This window comes from Isoptericola sp. NPDC060185 (assembly GCF_042728595.1).
Lineage (GTDB): Bacteria > Actinomycetota > Actinomycetes > Actinomycetales > Cellulomonadaceae > Isoptericola.
Genome location: NZ_JBHWYY010000004.1, coordinates 127,917 through 153,291 on the forward strand (window position 1 = coordinate 127,917; position 25,375 = coordinate 153,291).

A 25,375-nucleotide genomic window follows, 5' to 3' on the forward strand; every position below is an offset into this window, starting at 1 on the left:
CCGTTGACCGCGGCACCGCGCCGCCCGTTCCCTTGGACCCATCGAGCAGGTTCACCCCTGGGACGAAGGAGACGCGGATGGCGACCTCAGCACACGAGCACGCGACACGGGCAGGGACGGCAGCACCGGGGGCAGGGCAGCGATGCCGGCGGGTGTCGGGCTACGGCCTCACGGCCCTCGTCGTCGCCGGTCTGGTCATGACGGGGATGCCGTCCGTCGCGTCCGCGCAGACGTCCGGCGCGGCGCAGCAGTCGCCGGTGGCGGCCACCGCGATCCCCGACGGCGAGACCACGACGGACACCCCCGCGCTGGTGACCGGGCTGGCCGCGAAGGCCGACGCGTCGGTCGCGCCCGCCACGGCCGCCAAGGGGTTCCTCGGCGCCAGCAAGGGCCGCTTCCACATCGCCGACCCGGGCAGGACCCTGAAGTCGGCCGGCACCGAGAGCGCCGACGGCCAGGAGGTCGTCCGCCTGCAGCAGCAGTACCAGGGCGTCGACGTCCTGGGCGGCGAGTACGTCGTGCGGATGACGAAGTCCGGCGACGAGCGCACCGTCACCGGCACGTCGGGCAAGTACTACACCGACCTCGCCCTGGACACCGTGACCCCGGCCGTCTCGGAGAAGGTCGCGATCCAGCGCGCGGTCGCCGCGGTTGCCGGCGTCCCCGGGGGGCTCCTCCGGAAGGACACGCCCGAGACCCTCAAGGCGTTCAGCGGCGAGTCGCAGGGCCTGGCCATCCTCCCGCAGGGCGACGGCGTGCTGACCCGCCACATCACCGTGACCGGCGTGGACGCCGACGGGATGCCGGTCAAGCAGGAGGTGTACGTCGACGCCGCCGGCGGCTTCCCGGTGCTGCAGTACAGCGCGATCAAGACCTTCGGCGCGCCGGACGGCGACCCCGCCGCCGCGGCGGCGACCGCCACGACCGCCGACGCCCCGGAGGCGGCGGTGACCTCCACCCCTGGCTCGGTCGTCGGCACCGGGGTCCGCTACAACGGCGAGACGGTCGACCTCGGCCTCTACCAGCCCAGCGCGGACAAGCCGTTCCAGATGCTCGACTACACCCGCCGGGCGGAGGACTCGCCCTTCCAGGGCCCGCTGATCAAGACGTACGACGCGAACGGCGCGGAGGCCGCCTACTCCTCCGGCGTCTGGCCCAGCCAGGCGACGATCGGCCAGAACGCCACCGCGGACTTCGGCCCGGAGTTCACGGACTCCGGCATGGTCGACGCGCACTGGGCGGCGGGCCAGGTCTACGACTACTACAAGGACACGTTCGGCCGGAAGGGTCTCGACGGGACCGACGCCTTCATCAACTCCATCGTGGGCGTCACCGCGAACGGCGGGCCCTACAACAACGCCTTCTGGGACGGCCAGAAGATGGTCTACGGCAAGGGCGGCGGCGACTACCGCACCTTCTCCGCGGACACCGATGTCGTCGGCCACGAGATGACCCACGGGGTCGTCGAGCACACCGCGAACCTCGTCTACGTCGGCCAGTCCGGCGCCATGAACGAGGCCGTCGCCGACTACTTCGGCAACGCGATCGACCTCGAGGCCAACGGCGTCTCGATGGACGACCCGGACGCCGCGCTCCTCGGCGAGGACCTGTGCACGACCCTCGCCCCCCGCGACTGCGCGCTGCGCGACCTGAACGACGGCGCCACCACCTTCGCCAACTTCGTCGGTGCCGGCATCGGCAGCGACAACGGCGGCGTCCACCTCAACTCCACGATCTTCTCGGGCTCCCTGTGGGACATCCGGGAGCAGCTCGGCGCGGAGCTTGCCGACCAGATCGTCTACCGCGCCCTGTCGGGGTACATGACCCCGCTGGACGACTTCCTCGCCGGCCGCACCGCCGTGGTCGCCGCCGCCCAGGAGCTCGGCGCCACGAAGGACCAGCTGAAGGTCGTCAACGCAGCCTTCGACGCGCACGGCATCGTGGCCGGCTGGGAGACCAAGCTCGGCGTCGACAGCGACCTCCTGATGGCGGACGTCAACGTCGGCGACACCGGGGTCGGCGCCGGCGGCGGCAAGTACGCCGTCTCGCGGAGCAACGAGGACGGCTCGATGCCGTACTCGGTGTGGCTGGGCAGCACGGACGGCAAGGGCCAGCCGGAGCTCGTGAGCGGCAACAACGGCAACTTCAACGTGTACGCCGACACCGACGGCAAGTCCGTCGTCTGGGCCGAGTACACCGGCAGCTCGATCAACATGTGGTCGCGCGCCGTGTCCGGCGGTGTGACGAAGCCGATCGTCTTCAGCCACAACGGGCCCGTCGGGTCGCTGGCCGTCGACGGCGACCTCGCCGTCCGGACGGTGACCGACTACACCACCGGGACCCAGCACGTCGGCTGGGTGAACATGAAGACCGGAGCGTCCGGCCTGGTCGACCCCGGCAGCCCCGCGGTGTCCACGGCCCTGCCGTCGGTCAAGGACGGCAAGATCGCCTACGCGAAGCTCTGGTACACGGCGGACGGCCCGCGGCTCGGCGTCGAGGTCTTCGACACCGTCGCCGGGACCAAGACCCTCATGCCGATGGACAACGCCTCCGTGATGGGCATCGGCCAGACCGGCTTCACCGACGACGGGGTCGTCTGGATCGAGGACACCGACATCGCCGACGGCGGCCAGGCCGCCGTGCGCAAGGCGTCCTTCGACGGCACCCACCCGGTGACGCTGGTCCCGGAGTCGGCCGACAGCACGCTCTACCCCTACTCGCTGACGGCGTCGGGCACCGCGGTGACGATCACGTCGATCCCGCCGGCGACGACGTGGGCCAACGCGACGCTGCCGAAGCTCTACCAGGTGGCCGCCGACGGCACGAAGGGCGCGCAGCGGATGTCCTGCGGCCGTGGCGAGCAGATGTTCGCCGCCGCCGACGAGGGCTCCCGCGTGCTGTGGTTCGACGGCACCACCAGTCACACCAACCTGGTAAAGCGGGACCGCCCGGTCGGCAAGTGCTGACCTGACCTCCCGACACCTGCAGACAGGCCGCGGCCGGGCGCCCCACGTGGGATGCCCGGCCGCGGTCCGTCCGGCACGGTGTGGCGATTTGTCTCTCGTGTCCGGAGACCGCACACTCCGGTCGTGCCCCCCGCCGTGCCCGACCGCCCGCCGACCGGCGACGAGACCGCCGTCGCCGGCCCCGTCGCCGAGCGTTCCGAGCTGTCCCGGCTCGGCCTGGACGACGACATGCTGCGGCTCTACCGGGCGGCACTACGCATCGGGGGCACGTCCTCCGCGGAGCTGGCCGCGCAGGTGGGGCTCGATCCCGACCGCACGGAGCGGGCGCTGGAGCGACTCTCGGCCGACGGCTTCCTCACCTCCTACGGGGCGGTCGCGCCGCGCGCGGCGCTGCGGACCGTCGTCGTGCGCCGGCTGGCGGAGCTGACCGCACGGGAGGCGGAGCTGCGCACCGTCGACGCGATGGTGGACGGGCTCGCGGACTCGCTGTGGCCGCAGGACGCGCGGCTGCCCGTCGCCGATGTGGGCCTCGTCGTCGGGCTGCCGGAGATCGCGCGGCTCAGCACGCACATCGTCATGGCGGCCGAGCGCGAGGTGCTGATCCTCGACGCCCCGCCGTACGCCCAGGACGACGCGGCGGTCGCGCCGTCGGCGCACTTCAACCGCGGCGCCGACGCCGACGAGGAGGCTCTGGACCGGGGCGTCACGTTCCGCCGGATCCTCGCGCGGGAGGCCCTGGACCTGCCCGGCCGGGCCGAGGGCATCCGCGACCGCGTCGGCAAGGGGATGTCCGTGCGGGTGCGCGCCACCCTGCCGTCCAAGCTGATCCTCGTCGACGGCACCACCGCGCTGCTCCCGCCGTCCTCGACCGCGGACGCGCGGGCCACCGCGCTGGTGCTGCGCGGCGGGATCCTCATGCACGTCCTCGTGCCGTTCTTCGAGATGCTCTGGGCGGACTCGGTCCCGATCGCGGTCGGCGACGACGGCGTCGCGCCCGGCGCGCCGGGCCCGGAGGGCTCGCCCACGGCGGAGGAGCGCGAGCTCCTCACCATGCTCGCCGCGGGCCTCAAGGACGAGTCGATCGCCCGGCAGCTCGACGTGCACGTCGCGACGGCGCGACGCCGCATCACCGCATTGCTGACCCGGCTCGGGGTGTCGAGCCGCTTCCAGGCGGGGGTCCAGGCCGCGCGGCGCGGCTGGCTCGGCGAGGGCTGACACCCCCGCCGAGCCGGCGGCTCACACGACGGCCGACGTCACCACCCGCCGGTCGGCGACGGTCACCTCGTAGGTGTCGCCCGTGACGAGCAGCACCGCGTGGGGCGTCGCGGTGCCCGGCAGCTCCCGCTTCTCCGAGCGGCGGGCGCTGGTGATGGCGCCGCCGGTGGCGTGCTGCACGTCCTCGGCGTCGGCGTCGGGGGTGGCGGCCACATGCGACCCGACCCACACCTCGACGTCGCCCGGCTCGACGACGCGCACCAGGCGGCGGTCGGCGAACGCGAGCCGGGTGGTGGGGACGTCGAACCGCACGACGACCGACTCCCCCGGCCCCAGAGCGACCCGGCGGTAGGCCAGGAGCTGCGCCACCGGCCGGGTGACGGACCCGACGACGTCGCGCCCGTAGAGCTGCACGACGTCCGACCCGGCGACCGTCCCCGTGTTGGTGACCCGCACGGCGGCCGCGAAGTCGCCGCCCGCGGCGACCTCGGCGTCCACGTCCAGGTCGGTGTACGCGAACGACGTGTACGACAGCCCGAACCCGAACGGCCGCAGCGGCGTCGAGTCGGTGGACGTGACGTCGGACGGCCCGCCGAGGACGGGGTGCAGGTAGGAGTACGGCTGCGCCCCCGCCGACCGCGGCAGCGAGACGGGCAGGCGGCCCGACGGGTTGACGGCGCCGGCGATCGCCGCGGCGACGGCCGTGCCGCCCTCCTCCCCGGGGAAGAACGCCTGCAGCACGGCGCCGGGGCGACGGTCGCCGGAGTCCCCGGCGACGTCGAGCGCCCAGTCGATCGCGTACGGGCGGCCGCTGAGCACCACCATGACGACGGGGGTGCCGGTGGCCAGCACCGCCTCGACGAGGCCGCGCTGCACGCCGGGCAGCTCCAGCGACTCGGCGTCGTTGCCCTCGCCCACGGTGCCGCGGCCGAACAGGCCCGCGTGGTCGCCCACCACGACGACGGCCACGTCCGCGGACGCGGCGGCCGCGACGGCCTCCGCGAAGCCCGACGTGTCCTCGCCCTCGACGTCGCAGCCGGCGGCGTGCACCAGCTCCGGCTGCGGCAGCCCCGCGGAGCGGAACGCGCCCCCGATCGACTCGAAGACCGTGGGGATGTGGAAGCCCTTCGGCACCTCGGGGTGGTGCGCCAGCACGTGGTTGGCGAACGAGTAGCAGCCCATGAGGGCGTCGCTGCGGTGCGCGTTGGGGCCGACGACGGCGACGCGGCCGGGCGCGGCGCTCCAGTCCTTGAGCGGGAGCACGCCGTCGTTGGTGAGCAGGACGAGCGACTCCTCGGCCAGGCGCCGGGCCACGTCGCGGTGCGCGGGCGAGTCCAGGTCGACCACCGCGGGCGGCTCGCCCGCGAACGCGTCGTCGTCGAGCAGCCCGAGCTCCTCCTTCTGCGCGAGGGCACGCAGCACGGCGCGGTCCACGTAACGCTCGTCGAGCCCGCCCGCGCGGACGAGCTCCGCGAGGGGCTCGAGGTACGCGTCGCCCGACGGCAGCTCGATGTCGAGGCCGGCCTCGAGCGCCTGGGCGGCGGCCTCCCCGCGGTCGGCGGCCACGCGGTGCATCACCTCGAGGAACGCGACGCCGAAGTAGTCGGCGACGACGGTCCCGTCGAAGCCCCACCGCTCCCGCAGGGTCCCGGTGAGGTGCTCGGCGCTCGCGTGCATCGGCACGCCGTCGACGTCGACGTACGACGCCATGACGGACCGCACGCCGCCGTCGCGCACCGCCATCTCGAACGGCGGCAGGTACACGTCGGCCATCTCGCGGGGGCCGGCCGAGACGGGCGCGTGGTTGCGCCCGGCGCGGGAGCCGGAGTACCCGACGAAGTGCTTGAGCGTGGCGTGCACGCCGGCGTCCTGCAGGCCGCGCACGTAGGCGGTGCCGACCGTGCCGACGAGGTACGGGTCCTCGCCGATGCACTCGTCGACGCGGCCCCAGCGGGGGTCGCGGACGACGTCGAGCACGGGCGCGAGGCCCTGGTGGATGCCCAGCTCGCGCATCGAGTCCCCGATGACGCGGCCCATCTCGGCCACGAGCTCCGGGTCGAACGACGCGCCCCAGGCCAGCGGCGTCGGGAACGTCGCCGCCTTCCACGCCGAGAGGCCGGTGAGGCACTCCTCGTGCACGAGGGCGGGGATGCCGAGCCGGGTGTCGCGGCGCAGGCGCTGCTGCTCCGCCCACAGCCAGGCGGCCCGCTCGGCCGGGTCCACCGGCCGGGTGCCGTACACGCGGGTGTAGTGGCCGATGCCGTGCCGGGTGATCTCCTCGAGCCGGCCGCCGTCGCCGGCCGCCATCTCCCCCTGCATCGGGGCGACCACCTCGCCGCCCTGGTCGAGCCAGTACCCGACGAGCTGCGCGAGCTTCTCCTCGAGCGTCATGCGGGCGTGCAGCGCGCGGACGCGCTCGGACACCGCGGGCAGCTCGGTCAGCGCCGGCAGCGCCGGCACCGTGGGTACAGGGTGGGTCACGTGCTCTCCTTGGCTGGTCCCACTGGTCTGGGTCATCCCTTCACGGCTCCCTGCAGGCCGTTCACGATGCGCTTCTGCATCGCGAGGAAGAACACCAGCGCAGGGATCATCGCCAGCGTCGTGAACGCGAAGACGCCCGCGGTGTCCGACGAGTGCTCCGAGGAGAAGTCGGCGACGCCCAGCGGCAGCGTCTTCATGTCGCCCTGCAGCAGCAGCAGCGGGAGGAGGTAGGCGTTCCAGGAGCCGACGAAGGCCAGCACCCCCACGGTCACCATGCCGGGCCCGGACAGGGGCAGCAGGATGCGCCAGAAGAACCCGACCCGGCTGGTGCCGTCGAGCTGTGCCGCCTCCTCCAGCTCCTTGGGCAGCGCCTTGATGAAGGGGCGCAGGATCACGACCGTCATCGGCAGCGCGAACGCCGCCTGCGGCAGGGCCACGCCCCACCACGTGTTGCCGAGCCCGAAGTTCTGCGTGAGGAGGATGAACAACGGGACGACGGCCACGGTGGCGGGGAAGAGCAGACCCGCCACGAACACCATGAACAGCGCCTCGCGGCCCTTGAACGCGTACCGGGCGAGCGGGTAGGCGGCCATCACGCCGAAGACCACGACGATCGCGGTGGTGATGACCGCGATGATCACGGAGTTGACGGTGTACTGCCAGAACGAGGGGTTGGTGAGCACCCCCGTGTAGTTGGTGAAGATCCACGGGTCGGGCAGCGACGCCGGTGCGTTCGCGAGCTGCGCGTTGCTGCGGAAGCCGCTCAGCACGCCGTAGACGACGGGGCCGAGCGTCGCGCAGACCACCACGAACGCGACGGCGTAGACGGCGGGGCTGCCGCCCTGGAACCTGCCCGCGCTGCCCCGACGGCGCACGGCCGGCCGGGTCGCGGTCGGCCTGTTCGTGGTCGGGTCGTTCGTGGCCGGAGTCTGGGTCGACATGGTCATCACGCCACCCCCTGGGCGTCGCGACGCAGGATGAGTCGCTGGTAGAGGACCGCCATGACGAGGGCGATCAGGAAGAGGATCACGGACGCAGCGCCGGCGATCCCGAAGTTGGCGCTGCGGGTGCCCTCGTTGACCAGGTAGATCGCCATGGTGCTGGTGGCGTTGGCCGGCCCGCCCTTGGTGAGGATCCAGACCATGTCGAAGAGCTGCAGCGAGCCGATCATGGACAGGAAGCCCCAGGTGCGGATGGTGGGGCCGAGCAGCGGGATGGTGATCTTGCGCTGCACCTGCCACCAGGACGCGCCGTCGAGCTGGGCCGCCTCGTAGAGCTCGTCGGGCACGCCCTGCAGGCCCGCGAGGAAGAGGATGACGGCCAGGCCGAGGTACTTCCACGTCAGGATGGCCAGGACCGTCCACAGGGCGAGGTCGGGGTCGCCGAGCCAGCCCTGCTCGGGAGGCGTGAGGCCGACGGCCGTCAGGAGGGTGTCGAGCACGCCGTACTGGGGCTGCAGCAGCTGGAACCAGATGACGCCCGCCACGACCTCGGCGAGGACGTACGGCACGAAGATGATGGTGCGCAGTGCGCTCTGGCCCCACATCCGGCGGTTGAGGAGCAGGGCGATCGCCAGCCCCAGGGGGAGCTGGATCAGGATCGAGCCCACCACGATCACGAGGTTGTTCACCAGCGAGCCGACGAACACGTCGTCGGTCAGCACCGACACGTAGTTCGCGAGGCCGACGAAGTCGACCATCGGGCCGCGACCGTTCCACCGGTAGCCGGACATCTGGACGGCCGTGATGACCGGCCAGACGACGAAGAGCAGGATCATCGCGAGCGCCGGGGCCACGAAGAACGTGATCTCCAGACGCTTGCGGAGCGTCGAGTCCGTCGACCGCCGACCCCCAGCCGAACGTCCGGCTGCCGAGCGACCCGGAGGGGTCGCACCGGCAGCCGGACCGGAGGAGGTGGCAGGCGATGCGGGCGCCGTGGTCACGGCGGCGTCGTCTGCCATCTCGATCATCCCTGCTTCGCCGCGGCTTCTTCGATCGCGTCGACGATGTCCTGCGGGCCGGCCTCGCCGGCGAACATGAGGGCGATCGCGTCGTTCATCGCGTTACCGACCGACTGGCCGAGGCGGGTGTCCAGGTAGAGCTGGGTCTGGCCGCCGCCGTCCCGCACCGGGATGAGCTGCTTGAGCGTCTCGTTGGACAGGGAGTCGGTGGCCGCCGGGTTGGTGGGCAGCCCCATGTCCAGCTCGGCGAAGCCCTGCTGCACCTCGTCGCTCAGCAGGTACTCGGCGAAGTCGACCGCGACGTCCGGGGCGTCCTTGGAGACGGCCCACGCGTCACCGCCGCCCATCTGGTCGTCCGGGGCGCCGCCCTGGCCGTCGAACGTCGGGAAGGCGAACCAGCCCATCCAGTCCGGAACCTGCTGGTCCTCGCGGAGACCGCCCACGACGCCGGGCTCCCAGTGACCGGCGAGCTCCATGCCGACCTTCTCCGAGGCGAGCAGACCGGAGGCCGACGTCGGACCCTCCTGGGCCCCGGTGCCCAGGAACCCCTTGTTGAAGGGCTTCTTGGCGATGATGTCCTGGACGTGCTCACCGGCCTTGATGAAGCACGGGTCGGAGTAGTCGCCGGAGTCGATCGCCGCCTCGACGGTGTCGAACGGGCACTCCCGCACCACGCCGTAGTACCAGTAGTGCGCGGCCGGCCACTTGTCGCCGGCGCCCACGGAGAGCGGGTCGACGCCCGCAGCCTTGAGCTTGTCGATGTAGCCGTAGAACTCGTCGATGGTCGGGTTCGGCGACACGTCGTCGATGCCGGCCTTGGCGAAGATGTCCTTGTTGTACCAGATGCCCACGATGCCCATCGAGAAGGGCAGGGCGTACGTGTGGTCGTCGACCGTGTACTGGCCGGCGAACGAGGAGATCTTCTCGATCGTGTCCGACGCGTCGTCGGTGAGGTCGCGGAGCAGGCCGGCGTCGATGTCGTTCTGCAGCTCGCCGCCGCCGCGGCTCATGAACACGTCCGGGATGCCGCTCCCAGCCTGCATCGCGGCCTGCAGCTTGGTGACCATGTCCTCGTGCTGCATGGCCTCGACCTTGACGGTCACACCCTCGTGCGCCGCCTCGAAGTCGGCCGCGACCTTGTCGTAGTACTCCTTGCCCTCACCGGTGTTGGAGTTGTGCCACCACGTGATGGACTTGCCGTCGGCGTTGCCGCCGCCGTCGCCCTGGTCGGCGGTGCCCTGGCCCGCGCAGGCGGCGCCGAGGAGCGCCACGGCGGTCCCGAGCGCGACCGCGGTGGCGCCGCGCATGATCCTCGTCCTGGTCATCATCGATCCCTTGTCTTCGTCGACGGGCGCGGCAGCGACGCTGCCGCGAGGTGGTGAGTGCCTGAACACGAGAGTGGCAGGCGCCCGACCGTTTCGTCAATCGTTGTCGATAACGATTTCGACAACCTCACCCTCGCCGACGTCCGACGGCGGGCGAGCCGTGTGACGGGCGCGGTCGTGGCGCATACTGTCGACTCGTGAGCACCCCCGCCGACCCGCCCGCCGCGGGCATCCCTGCCCCCGCCCCGGGCCGCGTCACCATCTCCGACGTGGCGCGTGTCGCCGGCGTCTCGGTGGCCACCGTGTCGAAGGTCGTCAACAACCGGTACGGCGTCGCGGCGGCCACGTCCGAGCGGGTGCTGGCCGTCGTCGAGGACCTCGGCTACGAGTCCTCCCTGGTGGCGCGCAGCCTGCGCCGCACCAGCACCAACGTCATCGGCGTCCTCGTGGCCGAGTTCGAGCCGTACTCCACCGAGCTGCTCAAGGGCATCTCCGCCGCCGTCGACGGCACCGGGTACGAGCTCCTCGCCTACGCCGGCCGCACCGACGGCGGCGCCCAGGCGGGCTGGGAGCGACGGTCGCTCTCGCGTCTCGCCGGGACGCTCGTGGATGCGGCCATCGTCGTGACGCCCACGATGGTGCTGTCCCCGGACTCCCCCGTGCCCGTCGTCGCCGTCGACCCGCACACCGGGCCGGAGGGAACCCCCACCGTCGACTCCGACAACACCACCGGCGCCCGCGAGGCCGTCGAGCACCTCATCGCGCTCGGCCACCGGCGCATCGCCCACCTGGGCGGGCGCCCGGACCTCGAGTCCGCCCGGCTGCGCGAGCTCGGGTACCGGCAGGCGCTCGAGGCCGCCGGCATCGCCGTCGACCCGCTGCTCGTCAAGGTCGGCGGTTACCGCCCCGACCTCGCCGACGCCCCCGTCCGCGCCCTGCTCGACCGCCCCGACCGGCCCACCGCCGTGTTCGCCGCCAACGACCTGTCCGCCATCCGCGTCCTCGAGGTCGCCCACGAGCTGGGGCTGCGCGTCCCCGACGACCTCTCCGTCGTCGGCTTCGACAACGTCCCCGAGTCCTGGGGCAGCGCTCCCCCGCTCACCACGGTCGCCCAGCCCATGCACCGCATGGGCGCCGAGGCCCTGCGCCTCGTCCTCGACCTGCTCGGCGGCACGGCCCGCGAGCGCCACCTGCGCCTGCCCACGTCGCTGGTCGTCCGCGCGTCGACGGCGCCCCCGCCGCGGTAGTCGGCCGCCCGGTCAGCGCACGACGAACGTCGCGGCGTCCGGGAACTTCACCGGCGGCGCGTCCACGCCGCAGAACGACAGGTAGCTGCCCACGTAGTCGCCGTCCGGATGCTCGGGGTCGGCGGCGATCACGCCGCCGGCGTCGGCCACCACGCCCGTGGCGGTGAACGCGTCGCCGCCGCTCGCGTCGGCCTCGAGCACCGTCCCGCCCGGCAGGGTCACGACGTAGCGGCCGACGGGTTCGCCGCTGTCGACCGCCCTCGTCCCGTCGGGCCAGAAGACCACGTGCTCCGTACCGTCGATCACGGCCACCAGGCACCCGTTCTCCGGCGCGCGCAGCTCGCCGTCGAGCGGGGCGGGATCGGCCCGGAAGTACTGGTGCAGCTCCGGCTCGTCGAGGTACTCGACCTGCGGCGTGCCGAAGCCGACCGCCTCGTCGTCCAGGGCGTCGTCGTCGAGCAGCTCGCAGCCCGCGAGCAGGGCCGTCAGGGCGAGGACACCGCCCGCCGCGCGCGCACCGGTGCTCCGCATGCCCGGAGCGTAGGACGGCGCGTCAGCGCGCGCGACCGTGCCGGCGCTCGGGCTCGCGCGGTCCGCGGCGGGCGACGTAGCGCTGCCGCAGCCGCACCACGACGAACCACAGCACGAGCAGGGCGATGATCACCAGCACGGCGTCGGAGATGATGCCGCTCCACTGCTCGAGCACGGGCTCGATGGCGGGGCCGAAGGCGTAGCCCAGGCCGACCCAGATGCTGTTCCACACCCCGGAGCCGATGGCGGTGTAGAGGGTGAAGGACCAGAACGGCATGCGCTCGATGCCGGCGGGGATGGAGATGAAGCTGCGCACCAGCGGGACGCAGCGCCCCACCAGCACCGCTACGCGCCCCCATCTCGCGAAGAACGCCTCGGCCTTGTCGAAGTCCGTGCCGTCCATGAGGGGGATGGCGTCGACGATGGCGCGCGTGCGGCGCCGGCCGAGCGCCAGCCCCAGGCCCCACCACACCCAGGCGCCGATGACGGCGCCCGCCGTCGCGGCGAGGATCGCGAGCCACGCGTTCATCTGCCCGTCGTAGGCGAGGAAGCCGGCGGCGGGCAGCACGGCCTCGGACGGGATGGGCGGGATGAACGTCTCGAGCAGGACGGCGGCGCCGACGCCGACCTCGCCGAGCGTGGTCATCAGGCCGAGCACCCAGCCGATGAAGCCGTCGTACCCCTGGGCGGGGTCGGTGGTGGCCGCGACGGCCAAGGCGTGGGCGGCGCCGCTCACGGGGCGGTCCCGGCGCCGGCGCGGTCGAGGGTCGCACGGTCGAGCGCGGCGCGGGTCGCGGCGACCACGTCGGGGTCGGTGACGTCGTAGCCGCTGGTGCCTCCTCCGCCGGGGCCGCCGTCGGCGACCACGGTGCGCTTGGCGGAGAGGTGCACGGCGTGCACGCCGGCCGCGACGAGGGCGGGCACGTCCTCGACGCGGACGCCGCCGCCGGCCATGACCTCGACGCCGAGCTCGCGGCCGCGGCCGGCCAGCGCGGCGAGGACGTCGAGGCCCTCGCCCGCCCGCGCCGCGCCGCCCGAGGTCAGCACGCGCCGCACGCCGGCGGCCGCGAGCGCCTCGAGCACGTCGAGGGGCCGCGCGACCTGGTCGATCGCGCGGTGGAAGGTCACCTCGGAGTCGCCGGCCGCGGCGACGAAGGCCGCGAGGGCTGCGGCGTCGACCTCGCCGTCCGGGGTCATCGCGCCCACGACGACGCCGTCGGCGCCGGCGTCGAGCACGGAGCGGACGTCGCGCACCTGGACGTCGGTCTCCTCGGCGGAGAAGACGAACCCGCCGGGGCGGGGCCGCACGAGGACGTGCACGCCCACGCCGCTGCCGCGCAGCGCGTCGGCGACGGCGGCGACCATGCCCGCGGACGGGGTGAGCCCGCCGGTGCCCGCGAGCGCGGCGCACAGCTCGAGCCGGTCGGCCCCGCCCGCGGCGGCGACGCGCGCTCCGGCGACGTCCTGCACGGCGATCTCGAGGGCGACGGGCCCGGGGCCGGGGGTGGGTGCGGTCGACGAGGCGGCAGTCACGGCGGCGAGTCTACGGGGGCCCGCGTGGCGGCGGCCGGGGTGACCTGTGACGGGACGGTGCGCGTCGCCGAGGACGGGACCCGGTGACGGGGCGGCTCGTCGTCGTCGCCGGGTGGCAGGATCGCCGCGTGCCCTCCTACCGCGTGACGCTCGGCGTCGGCCTCCTGCAACCCGGGGTTGACCCGGCGGACGTGCTGCCGGCCGCGGCCGCCGCGGCCCGCGACCTCGTGACCGTCGAGTCGTTCGACGTCGGGGTGGTGCGCGGACGGGCGCGCGTGACGGTGCGCTTCACGGCGGACGACGACGCGGCCGCGCACCGGGTGGCGGACGCCGTGCACGACCGGGTCGACGCGCTGGCCGACACGTTCGGCGCGGTGCTCACGCGCCGGTGGGGCAACCGCTGGCAGCCCGCCTGACGGTGTTGATGGACGGGGCCCCACGGCACGGGCGAGCCCGCCGGCCCGTGGAGGCGGCGGGCTCGTCGGCCGGGCGGCACGGGGCCGGCCGGGGCTCACTGGCCGAACGACTCCAGCAGGGTCCGTCGCTCCGCGTCGGTGAGGTTGGTGCTGACCAGGGTCGCGTCGATGCCGTGCAGGCGCTCCCCCAGACGGTCGGGGTCGATCGGCTCGGTCACGATGAACAGCGCCGACGTGCCGGGCACGATCTCCGCCTTCATCTTCTCGAGGTCCTTCGCCGTGATGCCGACGTCGGACAGCGAGCGCGTGATGCCGGCGATCACCGCGCCCGCGGCCGCCCCCAGGACCGGCAGGAAGAACAGCGCGCCGAGCAGGAGTCCCCAGACGGCGCCCCAGCCGGTGGCCTTGGCCGTGTCGTCGTGCGAGCCGTGGGTGTCGGGCTTCTTCGCACCCTCCGGCCAGCTCACCACGGCGTGGTCGACGATCTTCACCAGGCCGTCGGCCTCGCCGCCCTTGACGGCCTTGAAGGCGCGGTCGGCCGCGCCCGGGTCGTCGAACTTCCAGACCGTGAAATTCGCCATGCGTCCCTCTCCTCCGCCAGGCCGGGTCCGTCCCCGGCTGGTGGTCATCCTGGCAGCGTGAACAGGCCGCGCAACCGGGCCGGGCGGTCAGTACCGTTGGACCCATGACCTCCTCCCCCGTCGATCCCACCACCACGACCTCCTGGGGCGACCTCTACGCCCACTACCAGGAGTTCCGGGGCGACCTGCGCGGCTGGTTCGCCGCCGACCCGGGCCGCGCCGAGCGCATGACCCACGTCGCGGGCGACCTGCACGTCGACCTGTCGAAGAACCTCGCGACGGACGAGACCCTGGACCTGCTGGTCCGGCTCGCCCACGACGTGCACCTGCCGGAGCGCATCGAGGCGATGTTCACCGGCGAGCACATCAACGTGACGGAGGACCGCGCCGTGCTGCACACGGCGCTGCGCCGCGCGCCCGGCACGCAGCCGCCGCTCGTGGTCGACGGGCAGGACGTCGACGCCGACGTGCAGGCCGAGCTCGACAAGCTGAGCGCGTTCGCCGACCAGGTGCGCGACGGGTCGTGGACGGGCGTCACCGGCAAGCCGGTGCGCACGGTGGTGAACATCGGCATCGGCGGCTCCGACCTCGGACCGGTCATGGTCTACGAGGCGCTCAAGCCGTACGGCCGCACCGGCGACGACGCCCTCGAGGCCCGGTTCGTGTCCAACATCGACCCGACGGACGTCGCGCAGAAGACGGCCGGGCTCGACCCGGAGACCACGCTGTTCATCGTGGCCTCGAAGACGTTCGGCACGCTGGAGACGCTGACGAACGCCCGCCTCGCGCGCGCCTGGCTCTGGGAGGGCCTGGTCACGGCCGGCGCCATCGAGGACACGGACGAGGCCCGCCAGGCCGCCGTCGGGAAGCACTTCGTCGCGGTCTCCACGGCGCTCGACAAGGTCGCGGCGTTCGGCATCGACCCGGCCAACGCGTTCGGGTTCTGGGACTGGGTGGGCGGCCGCTACTCGGTGGACTCCGCGATCGGCACGTCGCTGGCGATCGCGTTCGGTCCCGACGTGTTCCGCGACCTCCTCGCCGGCTTCCGCACCGTCGACGAGCACTTCCGGAGCACGCCGTTCGAGTCCAACGTGCCCGTCCTCATGGGGATGCTGAACGTCTGGTACGGCAACTTCCTCGGCGCCCACACGCACGCCGTGCTGCCGTACGCGCAGCAGCTGCACCGCTTCCCGGCCTACCTGCAGCAGCTGACGATGGAGTCGAACGGCAAGTCCGTGCGCTCGGACGGCTCCCCGGTCACGACGCAGACGGGCGAGGTGTTCTGGGGCGAGCCGGGCACCAACGGCCAGCACGCCTTCTACCAGCTCATCCACCAGGGCACGCGCCTCATCCCGGCGGACTTCATCGCCGTCGCGACGCCCGCCTACCCGCTGGCGGACGCCGCCGGCGACGGCAAGGCCGTGGCGCCGGGCGCCGACGTGCACGAGCTGTTCCTCGCAAACTTCTTCGCCCAGACCAAGGCCCTCGCCTTCGGCAAGACGGCGGACGAGGTGCGCGCCGAGGGCACGCCCGAGGAGATCGTCGCCGCGCGCGTCTTCTCCGGGAACCGGCCCACGACGTCGATCGTGGCGCCCGCGCTCACGCCGTCCGTGCTGGGCCAGCTCGTCGCGCTGTACGAGCACATCACGTTCGTGCAGGGCGTGGTGTGGGGCATCGACAGCTTCGACCAGTGGGGCGTGGAGCTGGGCAAGAAGCTCGCCCTCGAGATCGCGCCGGCCGTCTCGGGCGACGACGCCGCGCTCGCCGCGCAGGACTCCTCCACCCAGGCGCTCATCCGCTACTACCGCGAGCACCGCGCCTGACCCTCGCCTCACCAGAAGGTGCCCGGCGGACTACTCGCCGCCGGGCACCTTGTCCTTGACGTCCTCGTAGCCGGCGTGGTTCGGCAGCTCGCTCGGCGCGTAGATCAGCCGGACGACGCCGGTCGGCAGCGCCTCCGAGCGCAGCAGGGTGAGCGGGTAGATCGGCTCGCCCTCGTCGAAGAGCCGCTCGCCGCGGCGGGCGGCGACGGGGTGCACCAGCAGGCGCAGCTCGTCGAGCAGTCCGGCGGCCAGGAGCTGGCGGACGACCGACAGCGAGCCCGGCACGAGGACCTTCTCGACGCCGTCCTCGGCCTTCAGCGCCTCGACGGCGGCCGGCAGGTCGCCCTCCAGCCGCTCCACGTTCCGCCAGCCGAGGTCGGCGTCGCCGCGGGTGGCGACCACCTTGCGCATGTCGCCGAGCCGCTTCGCGAACGACGCGTCGGCCTCGCCGGCCTCCTCCCGCCCGGGCCACGCCCCGGCGAAGCTGTCGTAGGTGACCCGCCCGACCAGGAGCACGTCCGTGCCCTGGTAGTCGTCGTCGACGGCGGCGGCCATGTGGTCGTCGAAGTACGGGAAGTGCCAGGCGGGGTCGATCTCCGCGACCCCGTCGAGCGAGATGAACAGGGTGGACACGACCGTGGTCACGGCACGACCTCCTCGGGGCGGGTTCTAGGATCGAGGGCCATGGCAGCCCTCGACCCGAAGGCCATCCTCGCCGGTCGGCGGCCCGGTCGCCCGCCGGTGGGCGCCATCGTCGTGATCGCGGTGTCGTCGCTGTGCCTGCTCGTGGTCCTCGCGGTGACGGCCGCCGAGGGGCCGACGTTCGCGCAGGGGCTGCTGCTCGCCCTGCTCCCGCTGCCCCTGCTGCTCGCGGGCGTGCTCTCCCTCGACCGGCTCGAGCCGGAGCCGCCCGACGCCCTCGTCCTGTCGTTCCTGTGGGGCGCCGGCGTCGCAGTGCTGCTGGCGATGGTGCTCAACACGGCCGGGCTCACCCTGCTGTGGGCGCCGCTGCTGGGGCCCGAGGAGGGGTTCGTCGTGACGGCGGTGCTCGGGGCGCCGTTCGTCGAGGAGACGCTCAAGGGCCTCGTCCTGGTGGGGATGCTGTGGTTCCGCCGGCACGAGATCGACGGCCCGACCGACGGCATCATCTACGGCTCGATGGTGGGCCTCGGCTTCGCCACCGTGGAGAACATCCACTACTACACGGTCGCCGGCCCGGACGCCCTGGCCGCGACGTTCGTCGCCCGCGGGATCGCGACCCCCCTGGTGCACCCGTTGTGCTCGTCCCTGACCGGCATCGGGGTCGCGACGGCGGCCCTCGCCGCCCCCGGCCTGCGGCGGGCGGTCCCCGTGCTGCTCGGCCTGCTCGGCGCCGTCACGTACCACGCGCTGTGGAACGGGGCCGCGACCCTCCCCGCGGGCGCCACCGTGGCCGTCTACGCGGTGGGCCTCGTCGTCCTGGTGGGCCTGCTCGTCGTCGTGCGTGCCGACCGGGCCCGCACCGTGGCGTCGATCGGCCGGTACCTGCCGCCGTACCGGGCGGCGGGGGTCGTGACCGGGGCGGACGTCGCCATGCTCGCGTCGCTGCCCGCCCGGCGTCGCGCCCGCGACCGGGTGCGCGCCGCCGGCGGGCCGGGCCCGGCCCGCGCCCTGCGCGACTACCAGCAGGCGGCCACCGAGCTCGCCATGCTGCACCGTCGCGCGGAGCGCGGGCTCGTCGACCGACCGGCGTTCGAGCTACGGCGCGAGCCGCTCCTCGTGCTCATGCTCGCGGCGCGGCAGGCTTTCGGCCCGCTCCTGCCCGAGGCGCCGCCCCGCTGAGGCCGAGCATGATCACGCCGCCCACGACGAGGTGCTCCAGCTGGAGCAGCACGACCGCGCCGGCGTTCGCCGCCCCCAGCGGGCCCAGCAGCGAGACCAGCAGCACCGCCCCGCTCACCAGGAGCCAGGCGCGGCGGCCTCCGCCCGGGCGGCGGAGCAGGAGCGCGCGGACCCCCCACCCGCCGAGCGCCGCGGTGAGGCTCGTGGCGATGACCATCGAGATCGTGACCTCGAGGGTCCCCGAGCCGGCCCGCACCTGCGGGTCGACGCCGGCCGGCGTGCCGGCCAGGAAGACCACCGCGCCGGCGAGCACCGCCCCCACGATCACGGACCGCGGGCGGTTCCACCAGGCCCGGTCGCGCCACGAGCGCCCGGCCGGACCGCCGGGGTTCCGGCCCTGCACCGCGCGGCCGCCCGCCGGCCCGGCCGGTCCGTCGGTGTTGCCGGTGACGCTGCTCGTGGTCGTGAAGGTCGTCTGGTGCGTCGTCGTGTCCATGTCGTCCCCTCCTCGGTGCCGGCTCCCTGCCGGTACGACGACCGTCCCGCGGGGCGGGCCCCGCGCGCGCCCTGCCGTCGTCGGTCGTCGTCGCGCCGTCCGACGGGACCACCCCCGACTTTCGTCGGTGTCGCCCGGGGGCCGTGGGCCGTAGCGTCCCGGTCATGACCAGCACCGGCACCACCCCGCACCCCGCCCCGGCCCGGCCCGGCGGCTGGGCGGAGTACGACCCGTGGGCGCCGTCCGACCAGGGCCCGCCGCCCGCCCCGCGCGGGATCCTCGTGGCGGCGTGGGCGCTCGTCGCCGTGCTGACGGCGTTCGCCACCTTCGCCGTCGCGGGCGCGGCACCAGCGCACGACGGGACGGCCTCGATCCTCGTGCCGGCCGGCGTGGACGTCGCCGTCGGGGTCGCTGCGATCGCGCTGGTCCCGCTGCTCTTCACGCGCCGCAGCGTGGTGGCCGCCGTCGCGCTCGCCGTGCTCGCCGCGGTCTCGGGGGCGGCGACACCCGCCTCGACCGTCGGCACGCTGCAGGTGGCGCGCTGGTACCCGGTCCGGACGGCGGCGTGGGTGGCCGGCGCGGGGGTCCTGGGGCACGCCGTCCAGGCGCTGTGGCGGCCGGTGGGCCTGCCGCTCGGCTGGTGGCTGCTGTGCGACGTCGCGGTGCACGCCGCGCTGTTCGGGTGGGGCGCGTACGGGCGCGAGCGCGCCCTCGTCCTGTGGTCCCTGCGCGATCGGGCGCGCCGGGCCGAGGCGGCGCAGGAGCAGCGCGTCGCCGAGGCACGGACCGCCGAGCGCACCCGCATCGCCCGCGAGATGCACGACACCCTCGCGCACCGCCTGTCCCTCCTGGCCGCCACGGCCGGCGCGATGGAGTACCGGCCCGACGCCGACCCGGCGCAGCTCGCGGCGGCCGCGGGCCGCGTGCGGGCGGGCGTGAGCGACGCCCTGGAGGACCTGCGGCAGGTGATCCGGCTGCTGCGGGCCGGCCCCGACGACCTCGGGCCCGTGCCCGGCCTCGACGACGTCCGGCGGCTCGTCGAGGACTCCCGCGCCGCCGGCACCACGGTCGCCTTCGAGCGCACGGGTTCCACCGCGCCCGACGACGCGCCGCCCGCCGCCGTCGCGACGGCCGTGTTCCGCGTGGTGCAGGAGGGGCTCACCAACGCCCGCCGGCACGCGCCCGGCTCGGCCGTGCGGGTGACGGTCGCGACGGCGCCCGGCGAGGTGCGGGTCCGCGTGGCCGACGACGGCGCCCGGCCGGGCAGCACGCCCCCGGTGGGCGAGGGGACGGGCACCGGGCTCGTCGGGCTGCGCGAGCGGGCCACGCTGCTGGGCGGCACGCTCTCCACGGGTCCCGACGGGTCGCGCGGCTTCGCGGTGGAGGCATGGCTACCGTGGGACGCGTGACGACGCTCCCCGGCACCGAACCCGCCGGCACCGACCCTGCCAGCACCGACCCTGCCGGCACCGACCCCACCGGCACCGACGACCCGGGGACGGTCGTCCGGCTCGTGCTCGTGGACGACGACGCGCTGGTGCGGGCGGGCCTGCGGCTCATGCTCGACGGCGCGCACGGCATGCGCGTGGTGGCGGAGGCCGCCGACGGGGCGGACGTGCCCGGCGTCCTGGACGCGCACCCGGCCGACGTCGTCCTCATGGACCTGCGCATGCCGGGCGTCGACGGCGTCACCGCGACCCGCCGGGTGCGGGCCCGCCCGTCGCCGCCGGCCGTCGTCGTGCTGACCACGTTCGACACCGCCGAGGAGGTGGGTGGCGCGCTGCGCGCGGGGGCCGCGGGCTACCTGCTCAAGGACATGCCGCCCGCCCGCATCGCCGCGGCCGTGCGCGCGGCCGCGGCGGGCGAGCCGGTGCTGGCGCCCGACGTCGCGCGGCGGCTCATGCAGGCCGTCGCCGGGTCGGACGGCGCGCGCGACCGCGCCCGCGCCGCGCTGGACGCGCTCACCGCTCGCGAGCGGGACGTCGCCGTCGAGCTCGGCCGCGGCGCGTCGAACGCCGACATCGCGGCGCGCCTGTACCTCAGCGTCCCCACGGTGAAGGCGCACGTGTCGAGCGTGCTGGAGAAGCTCGGGCTGGAGAACCGCACGCAGGTCGCCCTGCTCGTGCACGACGCCGGCGAGGCGTAGGGCTCAGCCGGCGGCGGGCACCGCCTCGCCCGGGCAGCCGAGCGGCTCCGCCGCCGTCACCGTGTCCGGGCACGACCGGTAGGTCCAGATCCGCTCGCCGAACGTGTCCTGCGTGCCGTCGACGTAGATCTCGAGCCCGTCGATCCCCGGCCCGACGCGGTGGTACTCCACGATCGGGTCCCCCTCGACCGTCAGGGACCGCACGAGGAGCTCGGCCCCCTCGCCGCGTGCCGACGCCGCGTCGAGGCAGGCGAACGCCTCGGTCAGCTCCGCCTTCGGCTCGCCCTCCCCGAGGTCGGGGCGTGCGGTCACCTCGCCACACGACGGGAGCGGCTCGCGGGCGGCGAAGGCGTCCTCGCCGTTCCCCGGGCCGCACGCGCCCAGCAGCGCGAGGCACGGCACGCACCACGCCACCGCGCGGCGCCCTCGCGGGGAGTCAGACCACGTCATGCCCCGATGATGTCGTCACCGTGGCGGTCCTTGCACCGGCCGCACCGGGCGTGTCCGGGGAGCCTGGCGCGTCGTCGGGCGCGAGGCCGAGGAACTCCGCCACCCGCGTGCTGGCGGGCGCGCGCAGCAGCACGTCCGGCGCGTCCACCTGCAGCAGCCGGCCGGCGTCCATGACGGCCACGCGGTCGGCGACGGTGAACGCCTCGTCGTGGTCGTGCGTGACGAACACGGCGGTAGTGCCGGTGGACTTCAGGGTGTCGCGGACGTCGACGGCGAGCCGCTCGCGCAGCCGGCGGTCCAGGGCCGACAGCGGCTCGTCGAGCAGCAGCAGCCGCGGCCGCGGGGCCAGCGCGCGGGCGAGCGCGACGCGTTGCTTCTCCCCGCCGGACAGCGTCGCCACGGACCGTCGCGCGTAGCCGGCGAGCCCGACGTCGTCGAGCAGCTCGGCCACCCGGGCGGCACGCTCGGCCCGCGGCAGGCTCTGCGTCTCGAGCCCGTAGGCCACGTTGCGGCCCACGTCGCGGTGCGGGAAGAGCTGCCCGTCCTGGAAGAGCAGGCCGAAGCCGCGGCGGTGCACGGGGACGCCCGCGAGGTCGGCGCCGTCGAAGGCGACGGTGCCGCCGGCCAGCGGCTCCAGCCCGGCGACGGCGCGCAGCAGCGACGACTTGCCGCAGCCGCTCGGCCCCAGCAACGCCACGATCTCGCCGGCCGCGACGTCGATGGTGACGCCGTCGACGGCCACCGATCCCGGCCGGCGGCGCGTGGCCCCGTACCGGACGACGGCGTCCGTGACGGCGAGCCCCTCCTGGCGGTCGTGCCCCATCAGAACTCCCCTCCCGGCCGGTCGCCCCGCAGGCGCTCGGCCACCATCATGACGGTCGCGGTGAGCACGGCCAGCACCACGGACGCCGCGAGCGCCATCCCGTAGTTCTCGGCCCCGGGCCGCCCGATCAGCCGGAAGATCACCACCGGCAGCGTGGCCGTGTCGGGGCGGGCGAGGAACGACGTCGCGCCGAACTCCCCCAGCGAGACGGCGAACGCGAACCCGATCGCGAGCCCGAGCGACCGCGCGCCCAGCGGCCCGTCGACGGTGCGCAGCACCCGACCGGGGGCGGCGCCCAGCGCGGCCGCGGCCTCGCGCAGGCGCGGGTCGACGGCGCGCAGCACCGGCAGGATCGTGCGCACCACGAGCGGGATCGCCACGACGGCCTGCGCGATCGGCACGAGCGCGCCGGAGGTGCGCAGGTCGACGTCGAGGCCCAGCGGCCGGTCCAGCGTGATGAGGAAGCCGAACCCGACGGTCACGGCGGACACGCCGAGCGGCAGCATGAACGCGGCGTCGAGCACCCCGACGGCCCGCCGCAGGCCCGCCCGGCGTGGCCGCCGGGACACGACGAGGGCCACGAGCCCTCCCACGACGACGGCGATCGCGGCGGCCCAGGCGGCGGTGCGCAGCGAGTTCCCGAGCGCCTCCCACACCGTGACCGTGAGGGCGTTGCGCCCGCCGGTGGTGCCGAGCGCCGCGTAGTTGGCGAGGCTCCAGGACCCGTCGGGGGCGTGCAGGGAGCGGGTGACCAGGCCGGCCATCGGCAGCACGAGCAGGCCCGCCACCACGACGAGCGTCACGAGCGCGGGCACGACGTCCGAGCCGTCGGCGCCCGCGCGCAGGCGCATCCGGTGCGTGGAGACGCGGTCGCTGGTGAGGTGCAGCGCGCGCTCCCGGCGGGCCCGGGCGCGGGAGCTGACCGCCAGGGCGGCCCCCACCACGACGAGCTGCAGCACCGACAGCACGGCCGCGGAGCGCAGGTCCAGGAACTGGGTGGTGCGGGTCCAGATCTCCGTCTCGATGGTGCCGTAGCGCAGGCCGCCCAGGACGAGGACGACGCCGAACGCCGTCGCGCAGAACAGGAAAACGACCGCGGCTGCCGACGCGATCGCCGGCCCGAGGGCGGGCAGCGTCACGGTGCGGAAGGCGCGCCAGGGCGTGGCGCCCAGCGCCCGGGCCGCCTGCTCGGCGCGCGGGTCCAGGCGCTCCCACATGCCGCCGACGGTGCGCACCACGACGGCGTAGTTGAAGAACACCAGCGCCAGCACGATGCCGGCGAAGCTCTCCTCCAGGTGCGCCCAGCCGAGCAGGCCGCCGGGCGCGAACAGCGCACGGAACGCGACGCCCACGACCACGCTGGGCAGCACGAACGGCACCGTCACCAGCCCCCGCACCAGCGTGCGGCCGGGGAACCGGCACCGGTACAGCACGTACGCGCCGGGCAGGCCGAGCAGCACGGACAGCACCGTGCCGGTGACGGCCTGCGCCAGCGTCTGCCCGACGATCCGCCACGTGCGCGGCTGGGACAGCACCTCCGCGAACCCGGACAGGTCGAGCTCCCGGCCCGCGGGGGTGTCGGTGAAGAAACCCTGCACGACGAGCGAAGTCACCGGCCAGGCGAAGAAGATCGCGAGGAAGCCCAGCGGGAGCACGACGGCGGCACCCCACCCCAACCAGGCGCCCCAGCGGTCCGCGCGCCATCGATCCGCGCGCCATCGATCCGCACGCGACCGCGCCGCCCCGGGGGCCGGGCTGGCGGTGGGGCGGGCGGCTCGGAGCACGGGGCGCGTCAACCGACGACCGTCGCCGTCCACTGCTCGATCCACTCGTCACGGTGCGCGGCCACGTCGGCGGGAGCCACCTCGAAGGGCTTGTCGGCCAGCGGGGCGAACTTCTGCCAGTCCGCGGGCAGCTCCACGTCCGGGTCGGCCGGGTACATGTACATCTGCCCGGGCACGTCCGCCTGGAAGGCCTCCGAGGTGAGGAAGTCGACGAGCTTCTGCGCGCCCTCGGGGTTCGCGGCGCCCGTGAGCACGCCCGCGTACTCGACCTGCCGGAAGCAGGTGTCGAGCATCGCGCTCGTGGTGGAGGTCTTCCCGTCGTCGCTCACCGTGAACGCCGGGGACGTCGCGTACGAGAGCGCGATCGGCCGCTCGCCGCCCTCGCCCGCGCCGGAGAAGTCCACGTAGTACGCGTCCTCCCACGACTCGGCCACCTTGACGCCGTTGGCGCGCAGGTCGGACCAGTAGCCCTGCCAGCCGTCGTCGCCGAACGCCCCGATCGTCGCGAGCAGGAACGCGAGGCCCGGCGACGACGTCGCGGGGTTGGTCACGACGGTCAGGTCCTTGTACGCCGGCTTCGCGAGATCCTCCAGCGTGGCCGGCGGCGTGACGTCGTGCTTCTCGAACCAGCCGTCGTCGAGGTTCATGCACACGTCGCCCACGTCGACGGGCGTCAGCGTGCCGTCGAGGTCGTCCGGCGCGTACGCCGCCACCCGCGGGTCCAGGTCGGCGGGCTGGTACGGCTCGAAGACCCCCGCGTCCACGGCCCGCGACGCGTACGTGTTGTCCACGCCGAAGACGACGTCGCCCAGCGGCGCGTCCTTGGTGAGCACGAGCTGGTTCACCAGCGTGCCCGCGTCGCCGGGGGCCACCTGCTTCACGGTGAGGCCGGACTCCTTCTCGAACGCGGCCAGCACGTCGTCGGAGACGGCGAACGAGTCGTGCGTGACGAGCGTGACGGCGTCCGACGCGCTCGCCGCGTCGTCCGGCGCGCTCCCGTCTCCGCACGCCGCCAGCAGCGGCAGCAGGGCGACGGCGGCGACGACGGCGACGACGGCGACGCCCGCCGCGGCCGTCGCCCGGCGGCGCCTGGTCGGGTGCTGCGTGGTCCTGCGGGTCATGCTGTCCTCCTCAGGGTGCGAGAAGGGGGTCCTGCGAGCACCCGGCACCGTCGTGGTGCGGCCGTCCCGCAGGGAACGAGATTCCCGACTTCCTCCACCGGTGCTAACCGGGTCAGGTTCGAGGGTCTGCGGCGTTCCGCACTCTCAGCGCCGGCGGGCGCTCCCCTGTCGTATCACCACGAGCCTACACACCGGCGCCGCGCTACCGTGGTCCCGTCCGCGGCGCCCTGGTGTGACATGCCTGACGTGCCACGACGCTCGTGGGCACGCACGCGACGACGCACCGGCCATGCCGGGGACCGACCGAGGGAGAGCACGTGACGGACACCGAGCAGCCGCTGGGCGTGAAGGTCGGCACGGTGGTGCTGACGATCGCCGCCGGATGGGTCGCACAGAAGCTGATCGGGGTGGTGTGGGAGAAGGCGACCGGCAACGTCGCCCCCACCAACGTGGACGACGACGAGATCTCCATCGTCCAGGCCGTGACCTTCGCGGCCGTCTCCGGGGGCGTCGCCGTCCTCGCGAAGCGCCTCGCGCGTCGGGGCGCCGTGCGCGCGGCCGCCCGCTTCATCCCCAGCCACTGAGCATCACCCGCCGTTGAGCATCATCGGCTACTGAGCGCCGTCGGCCCGGGCTCGCATCGCGCGGGCCCGGGC

At 74.3% G+C, this 25,375-nt stretch carries 23 protein-coding genes and 1 riboswitch; of the genes, 9 read left to right on the forward strand and 14 right to left on the reverse strand.

Annotated elements, in window-relative coordinates:
• Positions 1–152 precede the first annotated feature (152 nt).
• Both ACFWDO_RS03020 and ACFWDO_RS03025 read left to right on the forward strand, forming a co-directional pair.
• The gene (locus tag ACFWDO_RS03020; RefSeq protein WP_380318646.1) at positions 153–2,966 is read left to right on the forward strand and encodes a M4 family metallopeptidase; all 2,814 of its coding nucleotides are present in this window, start codon (positions 153–155) and stop codon (positions 2,964–2,966) included.
• A 123-nt stretch (positions 2,967–3,089) separates the two neighbouring features.
• The gene (locus ACFWDO_RS03025; protein ID WP_380318649.1) at positions 3,090–4,181 is read left to right on the forward strand and encodes a LuxR C-terminal-related transcriptional regulator; all 1,092 of its coding nucleotides are present in this window, start codon (positions 3,090–3,092) and stop codon (positions 4,179–4,181) included.
• A 21-nt stretch (positions 4,182–4,202) separates the two neighbouring features.
• Here ACFWDO_RS03025 and ACFWDO_RS03030 read toward each other — a convergent pair whose 3' ends face one another.
• Genes ACFWDO_RS03030 through ACFWDO_RS03045 form a run of 4 tightly spaced genes read right to left on the reverse strand, consistent with a single transcriptional unit; the run spans position 4,203 to position 9,947 of the window.
• On the reverse strand, positions 4,203–6,698 hold the full coding sequence (locus ACFWDO_RS03030; RefSeq protein ID WP_380318652.1) for a beta-glucosidase: 2,496 nt from the start codon (positions 6,696–6,698) through the stop codon (positions 4,203–4,205).
• Positions 6,695–7,603 (reverse strand): carbohydrate ABC transporter permease, encoded by a 909-nt coding sequence (locus tag ACFWDO_RS03035; protein WP_380318661.1) that lies wholly within the window; start codon positions 7,601–7,603, stop codon positions 6,695–6,697. The genes ACFWDO_RS03030 and ACFWDO_RS03035 overlap by 4 nt, the downstream gene beginning before the upstream one ends.
• A gap of 5 nt (positions 7,604–7,608) precedes the next feature.
• Complete coding sequence (locus tag ACFWDO_RS03040) at positions 7,609–8,622, reverse strand: carbohydrate ABC transporter permease (RefSeq protein WP_380346784.1); 1,014 nt, start codon at positions 8,620–8,622, stop codon at positions 7,609–7,611.
• Between the two features lie 5 nt (positions 8,623–8,627).
• Positions 8,628–9,947 (reverse strand): ABC transporter substrate-binding protein, encoded by a 1,320-nt coding sequence (locus ACFWDO_RS03045; protein ID WP_380322971.1) that lies wholly within the window; start codon positions 9,945–9,947, stop codon positions 8,628–8,630.
• Between the two features lie 197 nt (positions 9,948–10,144).
• Here ACFWDO_RS03045 and ACFWDO_RS03050 point away from each other — a divergent pair, with 197 nt between their 5' ends.
• The gene (locus ACFWDO_RS03050; protein WP_380322975.1) at positions 10,145–11,194 is read left to right on the forward strand and encodes a LacI family DNA-binding transcriptional regulator; all 1,050 of its coding nucleotides are present in this window, start codon (positions 10,145–10,147) and stop codon (positions 11,192–11,194) included.
• A 12-nt stretch (positions 11,195–11,206) separates the two neighbouring features.
• Here ACFWDO_RS03050 and ACFWDO_RS03055 read toward each other — a convergent pair whose 3' ends face one another.
• From ACFWDO_RS03055 to ACFWDO_RS03065, 3 genes are all read right to left on the reverse strand, one after another.
• Positions 11,207–11,725, reverse strand: coding sequence for a hypothetical protein (locus ACFWDO_RS03055; protein ID WP_380322978.1), 519 nt, complete (start codon positions 11,723–11,725; stop codon positions 11,207–11,209).
• A 22-nt stretch (positions 11,726–11,747) separates the two neighbouring features.
• Positions 11,748–12,371, reverse strand: a complete 624-nt coding sequence (locus ACFWDO_RS03060) for a DedA family protein (RefSeq protein ID WP_380323023.1) — start codon at positions 12,369–12,371, stop codon at positions 11,748–11,750.
• 86 nt (positions 12,372–12,457) lie between these two features.
• Positions 12,458–13,258 (reverse strand): copper homeostasis protein CutC, encoded by an 801-nt coding sequence (locus ACFWDO_RS03065; RefSeq protein WP_380322981.1) that lies wholly within the window; start codon positions 13,256–13,258, stop codon positions 12,458–12,460.
• Positions 13,259–13,386: 128 nt separating this feature from the next.
• Between ACFWDO_RS03065 and ACFWDO_RS03070 the strand changes: the two genes are divergently transcribed.
• On the forward strand, positions 13,387–13,674 hold the full coding sequence (locus ACFWDO_RS03070) for a hypothetical protein (RefSeq protein WP_380322984.1): 288 nt from the start codon (positions 13,387–13,389) through the stop codon (positions 13,672–13,674).
• Positions 13,675–13,769: 95 nt separating this feature from the next.
• On the opposite strand, the gene ACFWDO_RS03075 is transcribed toward ACFWDO_RS03070, so the two are convergent.
• Positions 13,770–14,255, reverse strand: a complete 486-nt coding sequence (locus ACFWDO_RS03075; protein WP_380322987.1) for a DUF1269 domain-containing protein — start codon at positions 14,253–14,255, stop codon at positions 13,770–13,772.
• A 104-nt stretch (positions 14,256–14,359) separates the two neighbouring features.
• Here ACFWDO_RS03075 and pgi point away from each other — a divergent pair, with 104 nt between their 5' ends.
• The gene (gene pgi, locus ACFWDO_RS03080) at positions 14,360–16,078 is read left to right on the forward strand and encodes a glucose-6-phosphate isomerase (protein ID WP_380322990.1); all 1,719 of its coding nucleotides are present in this window, start codon (positions 14,360–14,362) and stop codon (positions 16,076–16,078) included.
• 30 nt (positions 16,079–16,108) lie between these two features.
• On the opposite strand, the gene ACFWDO_RS03085 is transcribed toward pgi, so the two are convergent.
• Entirely contained in the window at positions 16,109–16,723 is a 615-nt protein-coding gene (locus ACFWDO_RS03085) for a dihydrofolate reductase family protein (RefSeq protein WP_380322993.1), read from the reverse strand.
• 39 nt (positions 16,724–16,762) lie between these two features.
• On the opposite strand from ACFWDO_RS03085, the gene ACFWDO_RS03090 reads away from it, so the two are divergent.
• Positions 16,763–17,899, forward strand: a complete 1,137-nt coding sequence (locus ACFWDO_RS03090) for a PrsW family intramembrane metalloprotease (protein ID WP_380322996.1) — start codon at positions 16,763–16,765, stop codon at positions 17,897–17,899.
• Here the strand turns inward: ACFWDO_RS03090 and ACFWDO_RS03095 are convergent.
• Positions 17,841–18,395, reverse strand: a complete 555-nt coding sequence (locus tag ACFWDO_RS03095; RefSeq protein ID WP_380322999.1) for a DUF6069 family protein — start codon at positions 18,393–18,395, stop codon at positions 17,841–17,843. The two genes, ACFWDO_RS03090 and ACFWDO_RS03095, sit on opposite strands and share 59 nt — an antisense overlap.
• Before the next feature lie 164 nt (positions 18,396–18,559).
• Here ACFWDO_RS03095 and ACFWDO_RS03100 point away from each other — a divergent pair, with 164 nt between their 5' ends.
• Positions 18,560–19,804 (forward strand): sensor histidine kinase, encoded by a 1,245-nt coding sequence (locus tag ACFWDO_RS03100; protein WP_380323002.1) that lies wholly within the window; start codon positions 18,560–18,562, stop codon positions 19,802–19,804.
• A complete protein-coding gene (locus ACFWDO_RS03105; protein WP_380323005.1) occupies positions 19,801–20,541 on the forward strand; it encodes a response regulator transcription factor in 741 nt (246 codons plus the stop codon). Before ACFWDO_RS03100 ends, ACFWDO_RS03105 begins: the two co-directional genes overlap by 4 nt.
• A 3-nt stretch (positions 20,542–20,544) precedes the next feature.
• Here ACFWDO_RS03105 and ACFWDO_RS03110 read toward each other — a convergent pair whose 3' ends face one another.
• From ACFWDO_RS03110 to ACFWDO_RS03125, 4 genes are all read right to left on the reverse strand, one after another.
• Positions 20,545–20,991, reverse strand: coding sequence for a hypothetical protein (locus ACFWDO_RS03110; protein ID WP_380323008.1), 447 nt, complete (start codon positions 20,989–20,991; stop codon positions 20,545–20,547).
• Positions 20,978–21,814 carry an ABC transporter ATP-binding protein gene (locus tag ACFWDO_RS03115; protein WP_380323011.1) on the reverse strand — a complete coding sequence of 279 codons (837 nt, stop codon included), beginning with the start codon at positions 21,812–21,814 and terminating at the stop codon, positions 20,978–20,980. The genes ACFWDO_RS03110 and ACFWDO_RS03115 overlap by 14 nt, the downstream gene beginning before the upstream one ends.
• Positions 21,814–23,469 carry an ABC transporter permease gene (locus ACFWDO_RS03120; protein WP_380323014.1) on the reverse strand — a complete coding sequence of 552 codons (1,656 nt, stop codon included), beginning with the start codon at positions 23,467–23,469 and terminating at the stop codon, positions 21,814–21,816. The genes ACFWDO_RS03115 and ACFWDO_RS03120 overlap by 1 nt, the downstream gene beginning before the upstream one ends.
• Before the next feature lie 137 nt (positions 23,470–23,606).
• Positions 23,607–24,719, reverse strand: a complete 1,113-nt coding sequence (locus tag ACFWDO_RS03125; protein ID WP_380323017.1) for a thiamine ABC transporter substrate binding subunit — start codon at positions 24,717–24,719, stop codon at positions 23,607–23,609.
• 72 nt (positions 24,720–24,791) lie between these two features.
• Positions 24,792–24,896: riboswitch (TPP riboswitch) on the reverse strand.
• 140 nt (positions 24,897–25,036) lie between these two features.
• Here ACFWDO_RS03125 and ACFWDO_RS03130 point away from each other — a divergent pair.
• Positions 25,037–25,303 (forward strand): DUF4235 domain-containing protein, encoded by a 267-nt coding sequence (locus tag ACFWDO_RS03130; RefSeq protein WP_380323020.1) that lies wholly within the window; start codon positions 25,037–25,039, stop codon positions 25,301–25,303.
• Positions 25,304–25,375 lie beyond the last annotated feature (72 nt).

Coding starts and splice junctions, on each gene's coding strand:
- ACFWDO_RS03095 (WP_380322999.1), bottom strand. CDS start 18,395: ATGGACACGACGACGCACCAGACGACCTTCACGACCACGAGCAGCGTC.
- ACFWDO_RS03110 (WP_380323008.1), bottom strand. CDS start 20,991: ATGACGTGGTCTGACTCCCCGCGAGGGCGCCGCGCGGTGGCGTGGTGC.
- ACFWDO_RS03040 (WP_380346784.1), bottom strand. CDS start 8,622: ATGGCAGACGACGCCGCCGTGACCACGGCGCCCGCATCGCCTGCCACC.
- ACFWDO_RS03060 (WP_380323023.1), bottom strand. CDS start 12,371: ATGACCACGCTCGGCGAGGTCGGCGTCGGCGCCGCCGTCCTGCTCGAG.
- ACFWDO_RS03055 (WP_380322978.1), bottom strand. CDS start 11,725: ATGCGGAGCACCGGTGCGCGCGCGGCGGGCGGTGTCCTCGCCCTGACG.
- ACFWDO_RS03100 (WP_380323002.1), top strand. CDS start 18,560: ATGACCAGCACCGGCACCACCCCGCACCCCGCCCCGGCCCGGCCCGGC.
- ACFWDO_RS03090 (WP_380322996.1), top strand. CDS start 16,763: ATGGCAGCCCTCGACCCGAAGGCCATCCTCGCCGGTCGGCGGCCCGGT.
- pgi (WP_380322990.1), top strand. CDS start 14,360: ATGACCTCCTCCCCCGTCGATCCCACCACCACGACCTCCTGGGGCGAC.
- ACFWDO_RS03125 (WP_380323017.1), bottom strand. CDS start 24,719: ATGACCCGCAGGACCACGCAGCACCCGACCAGGCGCCGCCGGGCGACG.
- ACFWDO_RS03045 (WP_380322971.1), bottom strand. CDS start 9,947: ATGACCAGGACGAGGATCATGCGCGGCGCCACCGCGGTCGCGCTCGGG.
- ACFWDO_RS03030 (WP_380318652.1), bottom strand. CDS start 6,698: ATGACCCAGACCAGTGGGACCAGCCAAGGAGAGCACGTGACCCACCCT.
- ACFWDO_RS03035 (WP_380318661.1), bottom strand. CDS start 7,603: ATGTCGACCCAGACTCCGGCCACGAACGACCCGACCACGAACAGGCCG.
- ACFWDO_RS03115 (WP_380323011.1), bottom strand. CDS start 21,814: ATGGGGCACGACCGCCAGGAGGGGCTCGCCGTCACGGACGCCGTCGTC.
- ACFWDO_RS03075 (WP_380322987.1), bottom strand. CDS start 14,255: ATGGCGAATTTCACGGTCTGGAAGTTCGACGACCCGGGCGCGGCCGAC.